Raw genomic sequence first — 22,629 nt, forward strand, 5'->3', positions numbered from 1 at the left:
ATAACGTATTGAACCTTTTGAATTACTCATAAATTTAAAAGTGTTCAGTAAATAGTAATGCTATAAACTTAACCAAATGAAAGTATTAAAATTCGGAGGAACTTCACTAGGATCAATTGAAAGTTTGTCTCAAGTAAAAGACATCCTTGAAAAAAAGAATGAAGAAATAATTGTTGTTTGTTCTGCAATGTCTGGAGTTACAAACCAATTAGTTTCTATTGTAGAGGATGTTAAAAATAACAATACAATACGTATAAAGGAATATTTATATAATTTAGAAGGAAAACATATTGATGTTATACATTCTTTAATTGTTGATAATGAAGTAAAGGAAAAGCTAAAAAAAGAAATTTCTAATATGATTAAAGAAATTTCAGAATTGACTAAGCAGCAATATTCAGAATCTTTAAAATCTAAAATAATAACTTATGGGGAAGCGCTTTTAACTCAAATATTTTCTGAGTACTTAAATGTTTCAGGAGTACCAAATACATTATTAAAAGCAAAGGATTTTATGCTGGTTGATTCTATAGATAAACCTAATATAGAAAAGGTTTCAACAACATTAAAATCAGTATTAGAGCATTTACCTAAATCTGAAGTATATATCACACAAGGTTTTATTTGTAGAGATGAAAATGGAATTATAACAGATCTTAAGAGAGGAGGGAGTGATTATTCGGCAACAATTATAGGCGCAGCAATAGATGCAGAAGAAATAGAAATTTGGACAGATATAGATGGGCTTCATAATAATGATCCTAGATATGTTAATAATACAGAGTCAGTGCCTTATTTGTCATATGCAGAAGCATCTAAATTGGCACATTTTGGTGCAAAAATATTACACCCAAAAACTGTTTTACCTTTGGCAGGAAAAGATATTCCAGTAATATTAAAGAATACATTTATGCCTAGTAAAACTGGAACAGTTATATCTAGTGATGCTTATACAAAAGGTGTAAAGGCTATTTCTGGAAAAGATAAAATAACCATAGTTAAAATTGAACCTAAAGTTGCTTTAGGTGGACATGGTTTTTTAAAAGAGATATTTGAGATTTTTGATAAACATAAAACTTCTATAGGAGTTGTAATTACCTCAGAAGAGTCAATATCATTAACTATTGATGATACAAGTAATCTTGTAGAAATTGTTAACGAAATTGAGGTTCATGCTGAGGTTAATATTGATTTATTAAATACTATTATTTGTATTGTTGGGAATTCTATAATTGATGATGAAAAAACACATAAAATATTTGATATACTAAAACATATACCTGTTAAAATGATATCTCTTGGTAAAAATGATAATAATGTTTCCGTAGTTATTGATACAGAATCTAAAGTTGAAGCATTAAAGTATTTACAAGAAAAACTTTTTTTACGAGAAAAAGCATTCGCATAATTATTGCGATATAGATAGATTAGATAGAAACAAAAAAGACTTTACAATTTGTAAAGTCTTTTTTTTGCTCCTCCTCTTGGACTCGAACCAAGGGCCCTCTGATTAACAGTCAGATGCTCTAACCAACTGAGCTAAGGAGGAATGTTCATATAGAACAATCTATGTAAAATTTGGAAATTATCGGCTTCCAAGTTGCCTTCTGCTCCTCCTCTTGGACTCGAACCAAGGGCCCTCTGATTAACAGTCAGATGCTCTAACCAACTGAGCTAAGGAGGAATTTAAGATAATGTAAATCTTAAAATGCGAGTGCAAATTTAAGCGTTTTTTTAATATCTGCAAATAAAAAGTGATAAAAAAATAAATAAGAATGAATACTATTTGAAAATCAAATCGTTATTAAACGTTTTTTTGAATAAAATTCTTTCAAAATATATTAGCTTGTGCAAAAAAGTATCAGAAATTAAGAATAAAAAAAAACCTTGTTTTTCTTAAAAGTTGTATTTTTGTGGTCATTATTCTTATATAAAGAAAAGTATAACAAAAAATATGGACAAGTTTTCGTTCTTAAACGCAGTACATACAGGTTTTATAGGTGATTTGTACGAACAGTATCAAAAAAACCCTGATGCGGTAGAACCAAGTTGGAGAAGTTTTTTTCAAGGATATGATTTGGCAAATGAAGATTATTCGTTAACAGACGAAGAAAATTCAATTGAAATTCCTGAAGAAGTACGTAAAGAATTTTTGGTAATTGATTTAATAAATGGATACCGTACTCGCGGGCATTTGTTTACTAAAACAAATCCAGTTAGAGAAAGAAGAAAGTATGAACCTAGCCTAGACTTAGAGAATTTTGGTTTAAATAAATCAGACTTATCAACAGTCTTTAATGCTGGAGATATTTTAGGTATGGGGCCAAGTCCTTTATCACAAATAATCTCTCACCTTAAAGCAATTTATTGTGATAGTATTGGGGTAGAGTATATGTATTTAAGAAACCCTGAAGAATTAAAATGGTGGCAAAGTCGTTTAAATAAAAACGATAATCACCCTATGTATGATTTAGAAGGGAAAAAATATATTCTTACTAAACTAAATCAAGCTTCTACATTTGAAAGTTTTTTACAAACAAAATATGTTGGGCAAAAACGTTTTTCTGTTGAAGGAGGTGAAACATTAATTCCAGGTATAAGTGTAGCACTTCGTGATGCTGCTGAAAAATATGGAGTAGAAGAGTGTGTTTTAGGTATGGCACACCGTGGTCGTTTAAATACATTGGTTAATATATTTAAGAAACCTGTTCGTGATTTATTTAGCGAATTTGAAGGTAAAGATTTTGAAGACCAAGATATTGATGGAGATGTTAAGTATCATTTAGGATTAACATTAAGTAAAGAATATAAAGGCGGACAAAAAATGAAGATGAATTTGGTTCCAAATCCATCACATTTAGAAACCGTAGATGCGGTTGCTGAAGGAATTGTTCGTGCAAAAGTTGATTTAGATTATAAAGGAGATAATGGTAAAATTTTACCAATATTAGTTCATGGTGATGCCGCAATTGCAGGTCAAGGTATAGTGTATGAAGTTGGTCAAATGATGAATTTGAACGGTTATAAAACAGGGGGAACAATTCATGTTGTAGTAAATAACCAGGTTGGATTTACAACCAATTACTTAGACGCTCGTTCAAGTACTTATTGTACAGATGTTGCTAAAGTAACGTTGTCTCCAGTATTACATGTAAATGCTGATGATGCAGAAGCTGTTTGTCATGCTATGGAAATGGCTGTTGAGTACAGAACTAAATTTAAAAAAGATATTTATATTGATTTATTAGGATATCGTAAATATGGTCATAACGAAGGAGATGAACCACGTTTTACTCAACCTAAATTATATAAAGCAATTTCAAAGCATAAAAATGCAAAAGAAATTTATGCTGCAAAATTAATTGAAGAAGGTAGTATTTCTTCTGACTACGTAAAACAGATAACTGATGAATTTAAATCTCATTTAGAAGCTGAATTTACTGAGTCTAAAAAGAAAACTACTTCTAAGATTCAAGAATTCATGCCTGAAGTATGGGATGGTTTTGTTCGTAAGCAATTACAAGATATGCTTCAACCTGTAGATACTTCGTATTCTGTAGAGGCTTTAAAAGGAATTGCAAAAGTAATTTCGACTACACCAACTGGACATAAGTTTGTGCGTAAAGCTGAACGTATTTTAAAAGGACGTGAAAAAATGGTCTTTGAAGATAATTCATTAGACTGGGGAACTGCAGAAAACCTAGCTTACGGAACTTTATTAGAAGAAGGGTATAATATTAGAATTTCAGGAGAAGATGTAGAAAGAGGAACATTCTCTCATCGTCACGCTATTATGCGAGATGAAGAAACTTTAGAACGTGTTAATTTATTAAACACAAATCCTAATAATAAAGGTGAGATGACTATTTTTAACTCTCACTTATCTGAATATGGAGTTTTAGGTTTTGATTATGGATATGCAATGGCAGCTCCAAATACGTTAACTATCTGGGAAGCTCAATTTGGTGATTTTGCTAACGGTGCACAAATAGTGTTTGATCAATATATATCTTCTGCTGAAGATAAATGGAAATTGCAAAACGGATTGGTAATGTTATTACCTCATGGCTATGAAGGTCAAGGACCTGAGCATTCTTCTGCAAGAATTGAACGTTTCTTACAGTCGTCAGCAATAGATAACTGGACTGTAGCAAATTGTTCTACACCTGCTAATATTTATCATATTTTACGTCGTCAGATGAAACGTGATTTTAGAAAACCTTTGGTTGTTTTCACACCAAAAAGTTTATTGCGTTTACCTAAAGCTGTAAATACAATTGAAGAATTAGCAAATGGAACTTTTCAAGAAGTAATAGATGATACTGTTGATACTTCTAAAGTGAGAAAAATGGTGTTTTGTTCAGGGAAATTCTATTATGATTTATTAGCTGAACGTGAAGAACTAAATAGAGAAGATGTTGCTTTAGTTAGAATAGAGCAACTATTCCCATTACATAATGATCAGATTAAAAAAGTGATGGATAGATATCCAAATGTTGAGCGTTATGTTTGGGCACAAGAAGAACCAAAAAATATGGGTTCTTGGGGGTATATGTTAGAGCGTTTTGAATTAGCAAAATTAGAGTGTGCGTCTAGAGACTATCATTCTGCACCTGCTGCAGGTTCAAGTGCACGTTACAAACGTCGTCACCAAAGAGTTTTAGATAAGGTTTTCGATTAAATTAAGAAAGAAAGTATTTCAGAATAAAAATAAAAAACATGAGTGTTTTAGAAATGAAAGTTCCTTCTCCGGGGGAATCAATTACAGAAGTAGAAATAGCAACTTGGTTAGTTGAAGATGGTGATTATGTTGAAAAAGATCAACCAATTGCCGAAGTTGATTCTGATAAAGCAACATTAGAGTTACCTGCGGAAGAAAGTGGAATTATTACTTTAAAAGCTGAAGAAGGTGATGCTGTTGAGGTTGGGGCTGTAGTATGTCTTATTGATATGAGCGCAGCTAAACCAGAAGGAGGGTCTTCTACTGAAGCTAAAAAAGAGGAGGCACCAAAGGCTGAAGCTCCTAAGGTTGAAGTTAAAAAAGAAACCTATGCAACAGGTACTGCTTCTCCAGCTGCTAAAAAAGTATTAGCAGAAAAAGGAATTAGCGCTTCTAGTGTGAAAGGAACAGGAAAAGATGGGCGTGTAACTAAAGAAGATGCTGTAAAAGCTGTACCTTCAATGGGAACCCAACCAGCAAACGGTTCAAGAGGTACTGAACGTAAAAAAATGTCTATGTTGCGTAGAAAAGTTGCGCAACGTTTAGTAGCTGTAAAAAGTGAAACAGCGATGTTAACTACGTTCAACGAAATTAACATGCAGCCAATTTTTGATTTACGTAAGCAGTATAAAGAAGATTTTAAAGCAAAGCATGGAGTTGGGTTAGGGTTTATGTCTTTCTTTACTTTAGCAGTTGTTAGAGCTTTAGAATTATATCCTGATGTAAATTCAATGATTGATGGTGATTTCCAAATTAAACACGATTTTCAAGATATATCTATTGCAGTTTCTGGTCCTAAAGGATTAATGGTTCCTGTAATAAGAAATGCAGAAAATTTATCTTTTAGAGGTGTTGAAAGTGAAGTAAAACGTTTAGCATTACGTGCTCGTGACGGCCAAATTACGGTTGATGAGATGACTGGTGGAACATTTACTATTACTAATGGAGGTGTTTTCGGATCTATGTTATCTACACCAATTATTAATCCTCCTCAAAGTGGAATTTTAGGAATGCATAATATTGTAAACCGCCCAATGGCTGTTAACGGTGAGGTTGTAATTCAACCAATTATGTATGTAGCATTATCTTATGACCATAGAATTATTGACGGACGTGAGTCTGTTGGTTTCTTAGTAGCTGTTAAAGAAGCTTTAGAAAATCCAGTAGAGTTGTTAATGGATAATAATCCTACAAAAGCATTAGAAATGTAAGCCGATTTTAGGTTTCATAAATATAAAAAATCCTGCACAGTTTGTGTAGGATTTTTTATTTCATGAAATTTTGCTACATTGGATATTATTACTAAAAAATCATGATTTTATAACAAATAACTTAAGCTTAAAAAGTTTTAATTTGAAAGTATTTGATTGTAGAGTATTAAGAAAATAAATTGAAAAATACTAAAGTAGAATAAACCTATAGAATGATTGAAAATAAAGAGCTAGAGCTTGCTTTACAGTTTATAGAGAAAACAGACAGGAATCTTTTTATTACAGGAAAAGCTGGTACAGGAAAAACTACTTTTTTGCATAAAATTAAAAGTGAATCCTTAAAAAGAATGGTTATTGTTGCTCCGACTGGTGTTGCAGCAATCAATGCAAAAGGAGTTACTATTCATTCTTTTTTCCAAATGCCATTTGGTCCTATTTTACCAAATCAAATAACAAATACTTCTAATCAACAACGTAAATTTTCGAAAACTAAAATTGATATTATAAAATCGTTAGATTTAGTTGTTATTGATGAAATTAGTATGGTTAGAGCTGATTTATTAGATGGAATAGACCAAGTAATGCGTCGATATAAGAATAGAAATAAAGTGTTTGGTGGTGCTCAGGTTTTAATGATTGGAGATTTACAACAGTTGGCCCCGGTAGTAAAACCAAATGAATGGAGTTTGCTTCAGCAGTATTATAAAACTGTTTATTTTTTTAGTAGTAAAGCATATCAAGAAGCAAATGTAGTTTCTATTGAGTTAAAATATATTTACCGTCAAAAAAATGAGAAATTCATTAAAATTTTAAATGAGATTAGAAATGATTCTTTGTCAAAAGAATCTGCTAGTATTTTAAATGAACATTATAATCCTACCTTTTCTCCAAGTAAAGAAGATGGATATATAACCTTAACAACACATAATAAAAGAGCGAACTCAATTAATGATTCAGAATTAAAGGAATTAAAAACAAGAAGTAGTTATTTTGAAGCTGAAGTTTCTGGAAAGTTTAATGAGAATTCGTATCCTAATAGTGAAAAGTTAGAGTTAAAAGTTGGAGCTCAAGTAATGTTTATAAAAAACGACTCTTCACCTGAAAAAAGATATTTTAATGGGAAAATAGGAATTGTTACTGATATTTCTAGTGATTCAGTTACAGTACAGTGTAGGAATGAGATAGATGAAATTATTACAGAAAAAGAAACTTGGGAAAATATTAATTATTCAATTAATGAAGATACTAAAGAAATTAAAGAAGACATAGCGGGTTCTTTTTCTCAAATTCCATTACGATTAGCATGGGCAATAACTATTCATAAAAGTCAAGGTTTAACGTTTGAAAAAGCTGTTATAGACGCAGAAGCTTCTTTTGCTCATGGACAAACTTATGTGGCTTTGAGTAGATGTACTTCTTTAGAAGGATTGGTATTAAAAACACAAATTTCTAGTAATGCAATAATTAATGATAAAACGGTAAGTTCATTTAATGAAAGTGTTGAAGAGAATCATCCTAATGAACAAGTATTAAATGAATCTGAAAAGCAGTTTCAATTAAATCTAGTTTCTGAATTGTTCGATTATCAGTATTTATTGTATCCAGTTACTCGTTTAATTGATATTTTTTATAAGAATAAAACAAGTATAAAAGGTGAGGTGATTGATTATTTGCAAGTTATAAAAGATGAAGGGGTAGTTACTTTAATGAAGGTTTCCAATGGGTTTAAAAATCAATTAAGTCAAATGTCTAATGATGAAGTTTTACCAGAACATAGTTCAGTTATTCAGGAACGATTTATAAAAGCTGTAGATTATTTTTTAACGCAAACAAATGATAAAATACAAACACCATTAGATGCTATTTCTTTTTCGTCTGATAATAAAGCAGTAAAAAAAGATTTCTCTAAACAGTTTGATGCCTTACAGGAAAAACTTGAAGAAAAGTTATTTGCGTTAAAAAAAATGACAAAGGGTTTTAAAGTACAAGAGTATTTACAAGTAAGGGCGAATGCTGTATTGCAAAAAACAGCACCTACTAAAAAGAAAAAACTTTCTTCAAAAAGAGACCCGATTTTGGCTTTAAAATTACGTGAATTAAGAGATAATATTTCTAAATCTTTAAGTATTCCACATTTTCAAGTATTTACGCAAGAAACATTATATGCAATTTGCGATGCATTACCAAGAACTAAAAAAGAATTGTTAAAGGTAAATGGAATGGGGAAAATTCGTGTTAATAAACACGGGGAAGAAATTTTAGAGGTTGTAGAAGAATACTGTAAAGAGAATGGTATAAATAAGTTAAATGAACAAAAAAAGGAAGATAAAAAGTCAACTAAACAAATTAGTTTTGAGTTGTTTAAATCTGGAATGTCCTTAAAAGAGATAGCAAATGAAAGATCTTTAACAGTGGGTACCATAGAAAGTCATTTGGTTAGTTTTATACCTTCTGGAGAGGTTGATGTTTTAGAGTTAATTTCCTTAGAAAAGTATAAAAAAATAATTAAAGATATTGAAAATACTGAATTTGAAAGCTTGTCTGATCTTAAAGGTAAACTAGATAAAAGTTATTCTTATATGGAACTTCGTATGATTTTACTGTCTATAGAAAAATAAATAACTTTATTGAAGTTGTTAGCTATTTATAGAAGAAAGTGTTGAAGTTAATTGAAGTATTTAAAAAATAAACGAAGCATAAAATATTATTTTATGCTTCGCTTTTTTTTAAGGGGAAAAATTAAAAGGGGAGTTGTCTATTGTTTCATTATTTTTCGTTTAAATCCCAGTTATAATTTAAATAAACAACTTCGGCATTGTCATTAGCTTTTATTTTAGAGTATTTATTGATATAATCTACTAAGCTATTTTTTGAAGTAAAATCTTCTTGATACCATTCAAAAACTTTGGAAACTTCTACTTTATTTAATGAGATTTTATTTTTGGTTGAATCGTTAATGAATTTTTTCATTAATGCTTCTAATTTAGCATTAATGTTTTTTTCAGTAAAAGCATAAGGAGGGAAACATGGTCCAGATTTTGAAGCTGCATTTAATCCAACATGTACTCTTGCATCATCATGCCATCTTCGTAAAATCTTATGTTCAATATAATCTAAAGTGTATTCTTTTTTACCAACTTTAGCAATAGGTAGCTTCCATGCATTTTTACCTTGTCTTTTAATTGCTGTTATTTTTTTAAGAGGGTAACTATCTAAAACTAATTTAATAGTGTACGCATTGTAAGCATTCATCCAAAAAGCTTTAGCTTTATTTGAAGACCATCTCTTGCCTGGTATTGTGTTATCTAAGTGTTTAAGGTATATATCTAAAAGAGCACGATTTTTACGTAGTCCTTTGTAATCAACATTACCCTTGTTGTCAACATATGTTTTTAAAAGTGCATTAAAAACATCAGTTTGAGCTTGTGTTTGTATACTTATAAAAAGTAAGCAGATTATAATAATAGTTTTTCGCATAATTTTTTGATTATTGATAAATTGTATAGTTCCTTGGACGAATAAGAATTTAATTCATTACATGATGGTTCTTAAAATATTGAATTTTAACGTTCCTTTAGGAGCGGTATTATCTTTTAATAATACAGGAAGGTCTATTTAAAGTACTGTATAATAATTTTATGTATGTTGTTGTTAATGAAGTCTTTGTTGTTTTTTTTGTTATGGATTATTGTTTTGATGATTAATACTTTATCATATAAGTTTAGAGTACTTAAGGGGAGGAGTTAATGTTTTTTGTAGTATTACTTTATTTAAATTAATCTAATAATAATCTTTTTCAAATTTAAATAGAAGCCATTTTTTGAGTAAGTAGTAAAATCGATTTTACGATTTTTTATATTGATAACTTTATTAGATTAATTAAAGGAAATAATTACATGAAAAAAAGTGAAATTTAATATTATTAATGGCTTTTTCACTACATAATAATGATGAAGCTAAAAGAAAATTTTTGAAATATTTAATAAAGTGAGAATGAGTTGTAATTGGGTAAATACTGGTGGTTCATGGAAAATAATTGGTTTGTGATTAATCAATAAGAACTTTTTTTTAAGAATAATATTGTAAAAAATTAACGTTTTTTTGTTAAAAACTTTAATAATCAGTAATTTAGTCGTGATTAATTAACTAAATAAACCCTTCAAAAATGAAAAATTACTTTTTAAAAGTAGTCATTTTGACTGCTGTGCTTTTATGTACAAAAAATTTAAATGCCCAGAAGGTATTTAAAATAGGTGATGAGTTCGATTCTGATATTAAAGTCACCAAAAGTTATCAAAAATTTAAAAGAACTGCATCAAAAATTAATGAAAAAGAATTAGTTTACAAAAAAGAATTCTTTTCAGAAAATTCTTCTTACATCAAAATTTATTTTAAAAATTTCGATTTAGCTCCTGGAGATTATGTAAAAATCACAGGTAGTAAAAGTAAAGAGTCTATTATTTATGGTGGACAAGGTAAAATTGTAGATAATAATATGACTATGATCAGTGATTTTTGGTCAAAAGTATTGTTTGATGAGAAAGTAGAAGTTAAGTTGTATTCTTCAGGAAAGGCAAGTAAGCATAATGGATTTGAAATTAGTAAAGTAGCTTATGGTTATAGTGAAGAAAGAATAATGAAAAAATTGGCTAATCAAAGAAGATCTATCTGTTCTAATGACGATAAAGAACGAATTTCTTGTTATCAAGGTACTGAAATGTATGAGAAGGCAAAAGCTGTATGTAGGTTATTAATTGGTGGTAGTTCTTTATGTACTGGATGGTTATTAGGTAATGAAGGTCATTTAATGACTAACAATCACTGTATAGGATCTGCTTCTGATGCTCAAAACACAGATTTTATGTTCAATTATCAATATGATGGATGTTCAGGTTCTACAAATGCACAGTCTAATGTAGTGGCATCTTCAGCTACATTTGTAAAAACAAATTCATCACTTGATTATACATTAGTTAAGTTACCTGTTAATCCTACAAATACTTATGGTTTTTTAAGCTTAAGTTCTGCTGTTACTTCAAAAGGAGATAGAATATATATTCCTCAACACCCAGGAGGAAGAAGAAAAGAGATTTCTGTTAAGTCTGATAGAGATGCTACTCCTGATGGTTTTTCTAGAGTGTTTGAAAGTTCTTCTGGATCTGGTCAACAAGTAAGATATTATGCAGATACTGAAGGAGGAAGTTCTGGGTCTCCAGTATTAGATTATAATTCTAATTTAGTGATAGCAATTCATAACACAGGTGGTTGTCCTAATGGGTCTTATGGAAGGTCAGATAATTTAATTAGTTCAATTGGTTCTGATATGCCAGCTAAAGGAGTTGATAATAATGGTGGTGGAGGAAATCCACCAGGTGGTAGTTGTAGTAATACAGTATCTTCATTTCCTTACAATCAAAGTTTTGAAAACACTATAGGGAACTGGAAGCAAAGTACATCTGACGATTTTAATTGGGCTACTAGATCTGGATCAACACCTTCAAGCAACACAGGACCAACTTCAGCCAATGCAGGGAGTTATTATTTATATATGGAATCTTCCTCTCCAAATTATTCAAACAAGTCAGCAATAATAACTTCTCCTTGTTTTGATTTAAAACAAGCTAGTAATGCTTCTTTATCATTTAAATATCATATGTATGGTACTTCAGCTATGGGTAACTTAAAGGTAGAAGTAAGTATTGATAAAGGTGTAAATTGGACAAGTGTTTGGCAAAAATCAGGAAATCAAGGAAATTCATGGCAAACAGCAAGTGTTAATTTAGATAGTTATGTAGGTAAAGATGTTCAAGTAAGATTTAATGGTGTAACAGGAACAACTTGGCAAGGTGATATGGCTATCGATCAGTTATCTGTTTCAACAGGAAGTACTGGAGGTGGAAACTCTACTGTAAGTTTAGAGATAACTTTTGATAATTATTCTTCTGAAACAAGCTGGGAAATAACTAATAGTTCTAATACTGTTGTTGCTTCTGGTAATAATTATAACAGTCAAGCAAGTGGTTCGAAAATTACTGTAAATAAAACTTTACCTAATGGATGTTATAGTTTAATATTTAAAGATTCTTATGGAGACGGTATATGTTGTAGTTATGGAAATGGATCTTATAAACTAACTAATAGTTCTGGAACTGTTTTAGCATCAGGAGGTCAGTTTACAAGTACAGATACTAAAGCTTTCTGTATTGGAACAAATGCTGTAGAAAATGCGGTAGAAGTTTTTACACCTACTTCAGTTGTTATAGATGACTTAATGGTGTACCCTAATCCTTCTAACAGCGTATTGAATATAATTATACCAGAAAGAAAATTAAACGGTTCTTATCGAATAGTTAACTTAACTGGGGCAGTTATTAAAAAAGGATCATTGTCTAAATCTATATCTGTAGAGGAAATAAAAGCAGGATTTTATGTATTAGAGGTACAAAGTACTAAGCATTCTTATTCTAAGAGTTTTATAAAAACTAATAAAAACTAGTGAATTAAATAAATCAGTCTAACAAAAAAAAGAGCTCAGAAATATTTCTGAGCTCTTTTTATTATAATAGTAAAGAATTGATTATAAATCGAATCCTATGTTAACTCCTAGTTTGTTGGCAATAAGCTTGTTAATTCTCTTTTTAACTTCTGGTATTTTTACGCTTTCTAAAACAGTGTTGGCAAAAGCATACATTAATAAAGCTTGGGCTTCTTTTTTAGGAATCCCTCTTTGCTGCATGTAAAATAATGCTTGGTCATCAAGTTGACCTATAGTACATCCATGAGAACATTTAACATCATCAGCAAATATTTCTAATTGAGGTTTTGCATTAATGGTAGCTTTATCACTTATAAGTACATTGTTGTTTTGTTGGTAAGCGTTCGTTTTTTGAGCTTCTTTCTCTACAACAACTTTTCCATTAAAAACTCCAGTTGAGCGCTCTCCAAAGATACCTTTGTAATCTTGATGACTTTCACAGTTAGGTTCTATATGATGAACTAATGTATGATGGTCAACATGTTGTTTTCCTTCTATAATTGTAATTCCTTTTAATATAGAATCTATTCGCTCTCCCTTTTGGTAAAAATTAAGATTATTTCTTGTAATATTACCTCCAAATGAAAATGTATGAACAGAACAAACGCTTTCTTTTTGTTGCTCAATATAAGTGTTGTCAACTAAAGAAGCATTAATGTTGTCGTTTTGTATTTTGTAGTAATCTACAGTAGCATGAACATCTGTGTAGATTTCAGTAACAGAATTTGTTAAAACAGCATTGTCTGTTAAACTTTGATGGCGTTCAATTATTTGAACATGCGCATTATTTTCTACAACAACTAAGTTACGAGGCTGTAACATAGTTGCATTTTCTTTACCAGTGGTAAAGTTAATAATTTGAATAGGTTTTTCAACTTCAACACCTCTTGGTATGTGTATAAAAGCTCCTTCGTTAGCAAAAGCAGTATTTAAAGATGTTAAATTATCTTGCTTAGCTATTTTATTGAAATAATTTTCAATTATAGGTTTGTATTTACTTTTTGTAAAGGCAGCAGATAATAAACAAATATCCATTCCATCATGAGTTGTGTTTGATAAAAATGAACTGTATTTACCATCTATAAAAACAACAGCATAGCTATCAATTTCATGTATGAAATACTTCTTTACATCAGCTAATTCAATTGCTATGTCATTATCTGGGAAAAGACTATAGTCTTCTTTTAAAACTGAATTTAAAGATGTGTATTTCCAAGCTTCTAATTTTTTAGAAGGGAAGCCTAAGTCTTCAAAGTTTTGTAAAGCTTTTGTGCGAATATCATGAATATCAGAATTGATATTGATTCCGTTTTCAAAAGCTACATATGATGATATTAATTTTTCTTTCAACTCCATTGTTGTTAGTTTAAAAGTGTATAAGTTTAAAAAGTTATTCTTTTAAACTTCTTAACTATTTACCTCTTCCTTAATCCAATCATAACCTTTAGCTTCTAATTCTAAAGCTAAAGAAGCATCACCAGATTTAACAATTTTTCCATTGTGTAAAACGTGTACAAAATCTGGTACGATATAATCTAATAAACGTTGGTAGTGCGTAATTACAATTACAGCATTGTCTTTAGATTTTAATTTATTTACACCATTTGCTACAATACGTAAAGCATCAATATCTAAACCAGAATCAGTTTCATCTAAAATAGCTAGTTTAGGCTCTAACATAGCCATTTGAAATATTTCATTACGCTTCTTTTCTCCTCCAGAAAAACCTTCGTTTAAAGAGCGCGATAAAAATTTACGGTCTATTTCTAATAATTCAGATTTTTCACGAATCATTTTAAGCATATCTTTAGCAGGCATTTCTTCTAAGCCTTTTGCTTTACGAGATTCGTTTATAGCTGTTTTAATAAAATTAGTTACGGTAACACCAGGTATTTCTACTGGATATTGAAAAGATAAAAACACACCGTTATGAGCTCTTTCTTCTGGAGCTAGTTCGCTAATGTCTTCACCATTTAATTCAATAGTTCCGTTAGTAACGTCATATTCTTCTTTACCTGCAACAATGTTTGCAAAAGTACTTTTACCAGCACCATTTGGCCCCATTATAGCATGAACTTCACCAGCTTTTATTTCTAAATTTAGCCCTTTTAAAATAGCTTTATCCTCTATCTGTGCGTGTAAATTTTCTATTTTTAACATCTTAATATTTATGCTGTTTGCTTTTGGTTTTTAAACCACAAGCGTGTGATTTTTACAATTAATATATTATGTGGAATTAATTTTATTGGAATTTATCCAACACTTCCTTCTAGTGAAATCTCTAATAATTTTTGAGCTTCAACAGCAAATTCCATAGGAAGTTTGTTTAAAACTTCTTTACTAAATCCATTAACAATTAAAGCGATTGCCTTTTCAGTGTCAATACCTCTTTGGTTACAATAAAACAATTGATCTTCTCCAATTTTACTTGTAGTAGCTTCATGTTCTATTTGAGCTGATTTGTTTTTTACTTCAATGTAAGGGAATGTATGTGCACCACATTCATTACCCATTAATAAAGAATCACATTGAGAGAAATTACGTGCGTTTTCAGCTCTAGAATTTATTTGAACTAAACCTCTATAGCTATTCTGAGATTTTCCTGCAGAAATACCTTTAGATATAATTGTAGATTTAGTGTTTTTTCCTAAATGAATCATCTTAGTACCAGTATCGGCTTGTTGATGATTGTTAGTTACTGCAATTGAATAAAACTCTCCTACTGAGTTGTTTCCTTTAAGAATACAACTAGGATATTTCCATGTTACAGCAGAACCTGTTTCTACCTGAGTCCAAGAAATTTTTGCATTTGTTTCACACAAACCTCTTTTGGTAACAAAATTGTAAACTCCTCCTTTTCCTTCTGCATTACCAGGATACCAGTTTTGAACTGTAGAATATTTTATTTCGGCATCATCCATTGAAATTAATTCAACAACGGCTGCATGCAATTGGTTTTCATCTCTACTTGGAGCGGTACATCCTTCTAGGTAAGAAACATAACTTCCTTTGTCAGCAACAACTAAAGTTCTTTCGAATTGACCAGTACCTCCTTCATTAATTCTGAAATAGGTAGATAACTCCATTGGACAACGTACCCCTTTTGGAATGTAACAAAAAGAGCCATCAGAGAAAACAGCTGAATTTAAAGCTGCATAGAAATTATCTGTAGTTGGTACTACTGTTCCTAAATATTTTTTAACTAATTCAGGATGTTCTTGAATAGCTTCAGATATAGGCATGAAAATAATACCTTTTTCAGCTAAAGTTTCTTTGAAGGTAGTTGCAACAGATACAGAATCCATTACTATGTCAACAGCAACATTTGCTAACTTCTTTTGTTCATCAATAGAAATTCCTAAACGTTTAAAGGTGTCAAGTAATTCTGGATCAACCTCATCTAAACTATTTAATTTTGGTTTTTCTTTTGGTGCTGAATAATATGCTATTTCTTGGAAGTTTGGTTTTTCATAATGAACATTTGCCCATTCTGGTTCTTCCATTTGTTTCCAAACTCTAAAGGCTTCTAAACGCCATTCAGTCATCCATTCTGGTTCGTTTTTCTTTTTAGAAATTGCACGAACCACTTCTTCATTTAACCCTTTTGCAAAGGTTTCACTTTCTATATCTGTATAAAAACCATATTCATATTCTTTGGTTTTTAATTCTTCTCGTAAATCGTCTTCAGTGTATTTACTCATCAGTTCTAAGTTCTGTTTTCAATAAGTTTATAAAGAGAAACTTTCTCCACACCCACAAGTTCTATTGGCATTAGGATTGTTAAAAACAAAACCTTTACCATTTAAACCCCCTGAGTATTCTAAAGTTGTTCCAACTAAGTATAAAAAGCTTTTTTTATCAACAATAATTTTTACATTATTATCTTCAAAAACTTTATCGTCTTCTTGTTCTTTTTTGTCAAAAGTTAAATCGTATGATAAGCCTGAGCATCCTCCACTTTTTACGCCAACCCTAACAAAATCGCTAGTAGCGTCAAAGCCATCATCAGTCATTAGTTGAACAACTTTCTTTTTTGCTGTGTCTGAAACTTTTATCATAATTTAAAGTAGATTAAATCTAAATGAACTGCAAAGATAATCACAAAATATGATTTTTATCATTTTTTGAAACTAATATCATTTATAAGACTATAAAATTTGTTGATACTTTAAATAGTTATTCTTGAAATTTGGTGTTATTTATGAAGTCATAATCTGATAAGGATAATAAAAAAGCTTTTAAATCTGCTTTGTCTTTTTCAATTAATTGAACGCCTCCTTTATCTACTTTTTTCATTAGAGGGTCAATTGTTGGCGATGATTTTAAGCCTTCTGAGTAATGATTAATAACTTCTTCTAAAGTAGAAAACCTTCCATCATGCATGTATGGAGCAGTAAAAGCTAAATTTCTTAGTGAAGGAGTTTTAAATTTACCATTATCGTTAGAGTCTCCAGTGACTTTTCCGAAACCTAAATCTGCAAAAACATTATCAAGGCCATTGTTATGAAATTTATTATCTGTCCAAAGTGGATTGTTATTACTTCCATGACAGTGAAAACAATCTCCTTTGTTTTCATCCATAAAAACATTGAATCCATTTAATTCTTCTGGAGTTAGTTGTGCTTTACCAAGTAGATGTTTATCGAACTTTGAGTTCGCAGAGATTAATGTTCTTTCAAATTGAGCAATTGCTTTAGTCACGAGTGTAGAATCAATTTTTGAAGTTCCAAATGCTTGTTTAAATAATATAGGATATTCAGGATGTTTTTGTAGTTTTTTTTCAACATCAGCCCAAATACTATGCATTTCTATGGGGTTTCTAACAGGTTCAAAGGCTTGTCTTTCTAAACTAAGCTCTTTTCCATCCCAAGTAAAACGATCATCAAAATTCCACGCTAAATTAAATAAAGGCATAGAATTTCTCTTGCCGAATACTCCATCTACCCCATCACTAAATCGAGTTTCATCACTAAATGCTTTTTGAGGATTATGACAACTGGCACAAGATTGTGTGTTGTTTTTAGATAAAAGTTTATCGAAAAATAATTTTTTACCTAAAGCAATTCCTTCCTCAGTTAAAGGGTTTGTTGAAGGAATTACTGGAGCGATTAGTTTTTGTTTAAGTATTTCTGGTATTTCTAATTCTGTAGGTTTAGGAATATATTCTTCTTCTTCATTTTTTGAAGAACAACTTATAAAAATTATAAAAAGAAATATACTTAGCTTCTTCATTTGATTTTATTGACTAACTCCTCCTAAACTAAATACATTTCGACCGTTGTCAGATATCTGTTTTTGAGCTTCGAAATTACCCATTAACATTACGTTTAAAATATTTAAATCCCATTCATTTGGAACTTTAAACCATTGAGATATGTCCATGTTAATAGTAATAGTAGCATTGTTTTTTATAGATACAGTACCAAGTTCAACAACAAAAAAGGTGTCTTTACTTTCTTTTGTTGTTTGATCGTAAGCTTGAATTGCATGAAAGTTATATGGTTGAGGATTTCCATCTTTATCTGAATACTTCCCGTCAAGTTGCATAAAGTGATAACCACCATTTAGCATAGCAGGAACTTCCCAAGAAGCAGTGTTTAAATCTTTATATACACCATCTTTATTATCTTCAGTATTAAAACCAAAAGTAAAAGAAAGATTATAGGTTCCTTCAGATATTTTTTGTGATAATGCATGTGTTAAGTTGTTAGAGTCATCCAAATCTACTAGCTTATATCCATCAAAATTAATTTCTTTTTTATTTCCATCAGTAAGTGTAATTCTAGAAATCAAATAGCGTAAACGTTCTATGCTTTGTTTAACGCCTTTTGAATTTTCGAATTCTATTTTATTAAAATCACTTTTGGTTACATCAGTTCCCCCCCAATTATGAGTAAATTTAAGGTCAACAGAAACTTCCTTAATTGGTTCGTCATTATCAGAACTACAAGAAAAAAGGAATAAAGATAAAAATAGTATAGCGTAATTTTTCATTGGTTTATTTGTATTTTATTATAAGTAGGTCAGAAAAACCTTTGTTGTTTGTTATATCATTATTGTTACTAGAGCTTTCTCCAACTCCAACAATAGTTCCGTTATTGAGTTCAACTACATCATAGCAAAAATCTATTTCTGTACCTCCAATTGTTTTTTGCCATAATAAGCTTCCATCAGTAGAGATTTTTAAAATCCAAGCATCGTTTTGTCCTTTATTAGTAATACCATTGTCTGCGCTTCTTGAACTACCAGAAAGTAAGTAATTTCCATCGCTCATTTTTTTAATAGAATTTCCAACATCAAAGTTGTTCCCACCAAAATTCTTTTGCCATACTAAACCTCCATTTGAGTTAATTTTAATAACCCAAAGATCTGCTCCTCCTTTATTATTTGTAACATCCTTGTCGGTACTTCTTGTATTTCCAACAATTAAAAAATTATTATCATTGGTAGAAACAATGGCTTTAGCTTCATCAATTTCTGTACCTCCAAAGTTTTTATTCCAAAGAAGTTTTCCTTTTTTGTTAATTTTAATAACCCAAAAGTCATAAGAACCTTTATTGTTTGTGATATCAACATCACTACTGTCAGAAATTCCAGCTATAATGTACCCATCATCTGTTTTTACTATTCCATGTGGTGTATCAGTAAAAGTTCCGCCATAATATTTGCTCCATTCTATAGCACCAAGACTATTTAACTTTAAAGCCCACATGTCACCACCAGCATGTTGAATAGCAGAAGATTTAGAGTTTCCTAAACCTCCTGAAGAAGTGACGTCTAATTCACCAGCAATTAAAAAACCATTATCATCAGTTTCAATAAGAGTAGTGCCAATATCTTTACCAATATATCCAAATGTTTTTTGCCATATGATAGTTCCAGTTGGATTAAGTTTTACTAGCCAAAAATCTCTGTCTCCAGCATTATTAGTAATGTCTATATCATTGCTTTTGGTGTAGCCTAAAATAGCATATCCTCCATCGGAAGTAGAAATGATTTTTTCACCTCTATCATCATTAGATCCCCCATATGTTTTTTTCCATTCTAATTTATCATCTGAAGAAAATTTAAGAACAGTATAATCAAAACTGGTATTGTTTTTCTGAGAGAAATCTATGTCGTTACTTTGAGTGTATCCTAAAATAGCATATCCTCCATCTGGTGTTTTAATTACAGATTTTGCTACTTCATTTTTAGAACCTCCTATAGTTTTTACAAAATCTAATTGTTCTAAAAAAGAAGTAGATTTAAATGTAATACCTTCTTTAGTACAACCTAGAAGAACTAAGAAGAGTAAAATATATTTAAAAATGTTTTTTACCAATTACAGTTATTTAAGAATTAGTTTTTTTGATGTTCTACCGTTTATTTTAACAAGATAAATGCCTTTTGCATTTTGATTTATAGGTAGGACGAATTTTGTTTGATTAATATTTTTCTTAGAAAATATTTTTTTTCCTAAAATACTGTATACTTCAATTGATTTTATAGTGTTGTTTTGAGCAGTAATTATAGGAGAGGTATTAGTTGGGTTTGGATTTATTGAAAAACTACTTTCTTTTAAGTTTTCAGAACTTGAAGAAAGCGTTCCACTTTTTCGAATAACAAAAAGCCCTCTATTAATGTCATTGATAATAATATTACCACTAGCAAAATAAGGGTATACGCTCCAAGCACCGTCAAAAGCTGTATTATCATCAGCAGGATAGGTGTCAAAGTATCCTGTTTCAGTCATTGAGTTTGTTGAAGCTGCTATATTGGTAATATCAAAAACTCTTAATCCAGCTCTATAGCTAGCCATATAAAATTCATTTCCTTTAACGTATCCGTTATGGTCAATAGCTTTTGAAGCTCCAAGATAGGTTGAAGATAATTTTGGAGCATCCAAATCTTGAAGATCAAAAATTAAAGTTCTAGTGTTCATACCAAGATCTTTTTCGTCAGTTTCATCACCAAGAATAAAAAATCGGTGATCATCAGTAAACCAACCTTGATGAGTATATCCAATTTGTGGGTAGTCTATATTTGAAATTTTTTTCACATTTGCTTTATCAGTAACATCTAAAATAACCACTTCATTTTCGTTACTACCTATGTAAATTTCTTTTCCTTTATATGGTGTGTCTGGTCCATTGTAGGTTACAACTTGAGCATCATGAGAATATCCGTCTGCAGTATAATTACCTAAATCTTTAGGGTTTTTAGGGTCTGAAATATCTACAAAAATTGGTCCACCACCATTAGTGCTTTTGCATCCTACTAAATAAGCAACAGCTGTTGCTTCATTAATAACAATGTTATGACAACTACCTACTCCAGTATAAATTTTATCGGCGGTAAAATTTTGTGGTGTAGTAACGTTTCTTAATTTAGTTAAATCAAAAACCTGCATTCCATGATTACCAACATTATCAGCAACAATAAAAGCATGGTTATTGTATATTTTAACATCTCTCCAGTAATGACTGTTCGCATTTGAATCTAATCTTCCTAAAAAAATAGGATTAACAGGGTCAGTAACGTCAACAAAAGCAGTACTATTGGTCATTGCTGCAATAGCATATTCTTTGTTTGTAGTAGAATCTGTCCATCCCCAAATATCACTTCCGTCCGGGTCATTTCCATTAACACTTTTATTACTGTTAGCCAAAGTTGATACAGGTATGTTTGATAGTAAATCAAAACCCTTACAAGGGTAATCGCCAGCTTTTCCACTAGAACAAGGTGTTTGCGAGAAGGAAACACTTGTAAAAAATATAATAGAAGAAAGTAAAAAAAGTATTTTTCTTATCATGATATAATTTTTGGATTAAGACAAATTTATGAAATATATAAAGATTATGTGTATAAGTTTAACAATTAAGTAAGTAAACACCCTAAGAGAAAAATTAAACCTTAAAAAAGGATGTTGTATAATTCTTGTTTAGTTTACATTCCTAGTAGTATCTTTGCAAGATGTTAGAAGATAAAAATCAAGAAAAAACGTCGTTGTCTGAACTAGGTGAGTTTGGCTTAATAAAACATTTAACAAAACACTTTTCATCATATCATAAAACAACAATTAAAAGTGTTGGAGATGATGCAGCTGTAATAGATTCATCTGAAAAACAAACAATAGTAACTACTGACTTATTAATCGAAGGAGTTCATTTTGATTTAAGTTACATGCCTTTAAAGCATTTAGGATACAAAGCAGTAATGGTTAACTTATCTGATGTATATGCAATGAATGCTGAAGCTGAGCAAATAACTGTATCTATAGCTATATCAAATAGGTTTCCATTGGAAGCTTTAGAAGAATTATATGCTGGAATTCAATTAGCATGTAATACTTACAATATTGATTTAATTGGAGGAGATACAACTCCATCTACAAAAGGAATGTTACTTTCAATAACAGCAATAGGTAAGGCTAATAAGGAAGATGTAATTTATAGAAGTGGAGCAAAACCTACTGATTTAGTAGTTGTTTCAGGTGATTTAGGTGGTGCGTATTTAGGATTACAAGTTTTAGAAAGAGAAAAACAAGTATTTCAAGTAAATCCAGAGAATCAACCTGATTTAGATAATTATACCTACATTATTGAAAGGCAATTAAAACCAGAAGCTCGTAAAGATATTCCTGAATTATTAAAAGAATTAGATGTTAAACCAACATCTATGATTGATATTTCAGACGGGCTATCTTCTGAAATAATGCATATTTGTACGCAAAGCAAAACGGGATGTAAATTATATGAAGAGAAATTACCTTTAGACCCTCAAGTAATTTCTACTTGCGAAGAGTTTGAAATTGATGCAACTATGGTAGCTCTAAGTGGTGGAGAAGATTATGAGTTGTTATTTACAATTTCAATAGATGATTATGATAAAATAAAAGGGAATCCTAATTTAAGTGTTATAGGTCATATTACAGAGGAGAATCAAGGTATGAATTTGGTAACAAGAGCAAACCAAGAAATAGAATTAAAAGCTCAAGGTTGGAATTCGTTTAAAGGATAAAAAAATAAGAAGTCGTTTTTAACGGCTTTTTTTTATGCATTGATTTTTTGAAATGATTAAATTAAAAAGAAAACTTATTTAGTTGTTTTGATAAGAACTTATATAACTATCAAAAGTTGATTTATTTGTTATATAGTTGTAGATAGATATGAATTCTTTAA

The 22,629-nt window shown here is 30.3% G+C and carries 15 protein-coding genes and 2 tRNA genes; 6 read left to right on the forward strand and 11 right to left on the reverse strand.

Features of this window, described 5'->3' with window-relative positions; genetic code table 11:
• Positions 1-76: 76 nt before the first annotated feature.
• The gene (locus BLV71_RS07725) at positions 77-1,408 is read left to right on the forward strand and encodes an aspartate kinase (RefSeq protein WP_093869990.1); all 1,332 of its coding nucleotides are present in this window, start codon (positions 77-79) and stop codon (positions 1,406-1,408) included.
• Between the two features lie 67 nt (positions 1,409-1,475).
• On the opposite strand, the gene BLV71_RS07730 is transcribed toward BLV71_RS07725, so the two are convergent.
• Both BLV71_RS07730 and BLV71_RS07735 read right to left on the reverse strand, forming a co-directional pair.
• Positions 1,476-1,549: transfer RNA gene (locus tag BLV71_RS07730), tRNA-Asn, on the reverse strand.
• Positions 1,550-1,610: 61 nt separating this feature from the next.
• Positions 1,611-1,684, reverse strand: a tRNA-Asn gene (locus BLV71_RS07735).
• A gap of 258 nt (positions 1,685-1,942) precedes the next feature.
• On the opposite strand from BLV71_RS07735, the gene BLV71_RS07740 reads away from it, so the two are divergent.
• From BLV71_RS07740 to BLV71_RS07750, 3 genes are all read left to right on the forward strand, one after another.
• Complete coding sequence (locus tag BLV71_RS07740) at positions 1,943-4,681, forward strand: 2-oxoglutarate dehydrogenase E1 component (protein ID WP_255405274.1); 2,739 nt, start codon at positions 1,943-1,945, stop codon at positions 4,679-4,681.
• Between the two features lie 38 nt (positions 4,682-4,719).
• Positions 4,720-5,931 (forward strand): 2-oxoglutarate dehydrogenase complex dihydrolipoyllysine-residue succinyltransferase, encoded by a 1,212-nt coding sequence (gene odhB / locus BLV71_RS07745; RefSeq protein WP_093869992.1) that lies wholly within the window; start codon positions 4,720-4,722, stop codon positions 5,929-5,931.
• 212 nt (positions 5,932-6,143) lie between these two features.
• On the forward strand, positions 6,144-8,549 hold the full coding sequence (locus BLV71_RS07750; protein ID WP_093869993.1) for a helix-turn-helix domain-containing protein: 2,406 nt from the start codon (positions 6,144-6,146) through the stop codon (positions 8,547-8,549).
• A gap of 148 nt (positions 8,550-8,697) precedes the next feature.
• Here the strand turns inward: BLV71_RS07750 and BLV71_RS07755 are convergent, their stop codons facing one another.
• Entirely contained in the window at positions 8,698-9,408 is a 711-nt protein-coding gene (locus BLV71_RS07755; protein WP_093869994.1) for a DUF547 domain-containing protein, read from the reverse strand.
• Between the two features lie 688 nt (positions 9,409-10,096).
• Between BLV71_RS07755 and BLV71_RS07760 the strand changes: the two genes are divergently transcribed.
• Complete coding sequence (locus BLV71_RS07760; protein WP_093869995.1) at positions 10,097-12,427, forward strand: trypsin-like peptidase domain-containing protein; 2,331 nt, start codon at positions 10,097-10,099, stop codon at positions 12,425-12,427.
• An 81-nt stretch (positions 12,428-12,508) separates the two neighbouring features.
• On the opposite strand, the gene sufD is transcribed toward BLV71_RS07760, so the two are convergent.
• From sufD to BLV71_RS07800, 8 genes are all read right to left on the reverse strand, one after another.
• Positions 12,509-13,822, reverse strand: coding sequence for a Fe-S cluster assembly protein SufD (gene sufD, locus BLV71_RS07765; protein ID WP_093869996.1), 1,314 nt, complete (start codon positions 13,820-13,822; stop codon positions 12,509-12,511).
• Positions 13,823-13,873: 51 nt separating this feature from the next.
• On the reverse strand, positions 13,874-14,626 hold the full coding sequence (gene sufC, locus BLV71_RS07770; protein WP_093869997.1) for a Fe-S cluster assembly ATPase SufC: 753 nt from the start codon (positions 14,624-14,626) through the stop codon (positions 13,874-13,876).
• A gap of 92 nt (positions 14,627-14,718) precedes the next feature.
• On the reverse strand, positions 14,719-16,167 hold the full coding sequence (gene sufB, locus BLV71_RS07775; RefSeq protein WP_093869998.1) for a Fe-S cluster assembly protein SufB: 1,449 nt from the start codon (positions 16,165-16,167) through the stop codon (positions 14,719-14,721).
• 27 nt (positions 16,168-16,194) lie between these two features.
• On the reverse strand, positions 16,195-16,524 hold the full coding sequence (locus BLV71_RS07780; RefSeq protein ID WP_093869999.1) for a HesB/IscA family protein: 330 nt from the start codon (positions 16,522-16,524) through the stop codon (positions 16,195-16,197).
• 118 nt (positions 16,525-16,642) lie between these two features.
• Positions 16,643-17,698, reverse strand: coding sequence for a cytochrome-c peroxidase (locus BLV71_RS07785; RefSeq protein WP_176974374.1), 1,056 nt, complete (start codon positions 17,696-17,698; stop codon positions 16,643-16,645).
• Positions 17,699-17,704: 6 nt separating this feature from the next.
• Complete coding sequence (locus tag BLV71_RS07790) at positions 17,705-18,460, reverse strand: MbnP family protein (RefSeq protein WP_093870000.1); 756 nt, start codon at positions 18,458-18,460, stop codon at positions 17,705-17,707.
• A gap of 4 nt (positions 18,461-18,464) precedes the next feature.
• Positions 18,465-19,790, reverse strand: a complete 1,326-nt coding sequence (locus tag BLV71_RS07795; RefSeq protein WP_255405135.1) for a hypothetical protein — start codon at positions 19,788-19,790, stop codon at positions 18,465-18,467.
• A 6-nt stretch (positions 19,791-19,796) separates the two neighbouring features.
• Positions 19,797-21,260 carry a choice-of-anchor B family protein gene (locus BLV71_RS07800; RefSeq protein ID WP_093870001.1) on the reverse strand — a complete coding sequence of 488 codons (1,464 nt, stop codon included), beginning with the start codon at positions 21,258-21,260 and terminating at the stop codon, positions 19,797-19,799.
• Positions 21,261-21,421: 161 nt separating this feature from the next.
• Between BLV71_RS07800 and thiL the strand changes: the two genes are divergently transcribed.
• Positions 21,422-22,468 (forward strand): thiamine-phosphate kinase, encoded by a 1,047-nt coding sequence (gene thiL / locus BLV71_RS07805; RefSeq protein ID WP_093870002.1) that lies wholly within the window; start codon positions 21,422-21,424, stop codon positions 22,466-22,468.
• The last annotated feature ends 161 nt before the right edge of the window (positions 22,469-22,629 follow it).

The sequence above is a fragment of the Tenacibaculum sp. MAR_2010_89 genome (assembly GCF_900105985.1).
Classification (GTDB): domain Bacteria; phylum Bacteroidota; class Bacteroidia; order Flavobacteriales; family Flavobacteriaceae; genus Polaribacter; species Polaribacter halocynthiae.

What these genes read in the sequence shown, in the direction of transcription:
- sufC (WP_093869997.1), bottom strand. Translation starts at nt 14,626, where the DNA reads ATGTTAAAAATAGAAAATTTACACGCACAGATAGAGGATAAAGCTATT.
- BLV71_RS07755 (WP_093869994.1), bottom strand. Translation starts at nt 9,408, where the DNA reads ATGCGAAAAACTATTATTATAATCTGCTTACTTTTTATAAGTATACAA.
- sufB (WP_093869998.1), bottom strand. Translation starts at nt 16,167, where the DNA reads ATGAGTAAATACACTGAAGACGATTTACGAGAAGAATTAAAAACCAAA.
- BLV71_RS07780 (WP_093869999.1), bottom strand. Translation starts at nt 16,524, where the DNA reads ATGATAAAAGTTTCAGACACAGCAAAAAAGAAAGTTGTTCAACTAATG.
- BLV71_RS07760 (WP_093869995.1), top strand. Translation starts at nt 10,097, where the DNA reads ATGAAAAATTACTTTTTAAAAGTAGTCATTTTGACTGCTGTGCTTTTA.
- thiL (WP_093870002.1), top strand. Translation starts at nt 21,422, where the DNA reads ATGTTAGAAGATAAAAATCAAGAAAAAACGTCGTTGTCTGAACTAGGT.
- odhB (WP_093869992.1), top strand. Translation starts at nt 4,720, where the DNA reads ATGAGTGTTTTAGAAATGAAAGTTCCTTCTCCGGGGGAATCAATTACA.
- sufD (WP_093869996.1), bottom strand. Translation starts at nt 13,822, where the DNA reads ATGGAGTTGAAAGAAAAATTAATATCATCATATGTAGCTTTTGAAAAC.
- BLV71_RS07785 (WP_176974374.1), bottom strand. Translation starts at nt 17,698, where the DNA reads ATGAAGAAGCTAAGTATATTTCTTTTTATAATTTTTATAAGTTGTTCT.
- BLV71_RS07790 (WP_093870000.1), bottom strand. Translation starts at nt 18,460, where the DNA reads ATGAAAAATTACGCTATACTATTTTTATCTTTATTCCTTTTTTCTTGT.
- BLV71_RS07800 (WP_093870001.1), bottom strand. Translation starts at nt 21,260, where the DNA reads ATGATAAGAAAAATACTTTTTTTACTTTCTTCTATTATATTTTTTACA.
- BLV71_RS07725 (WP_093869990.1), top strand. Translation starts at nt 77, where the DNA reads ATGAAAGTATTAAAATTCGGAGGAACTTCACTAGGATCAATTGAAAGT.
- BLV71_RS07750 (WP_093869993.1), top strand. Translation starts at nt 6,144, where the DNA reads ATGATTGAAAATAAAGAGCTAGAGCTTGCTTTACAGTTTATAGAGAAA.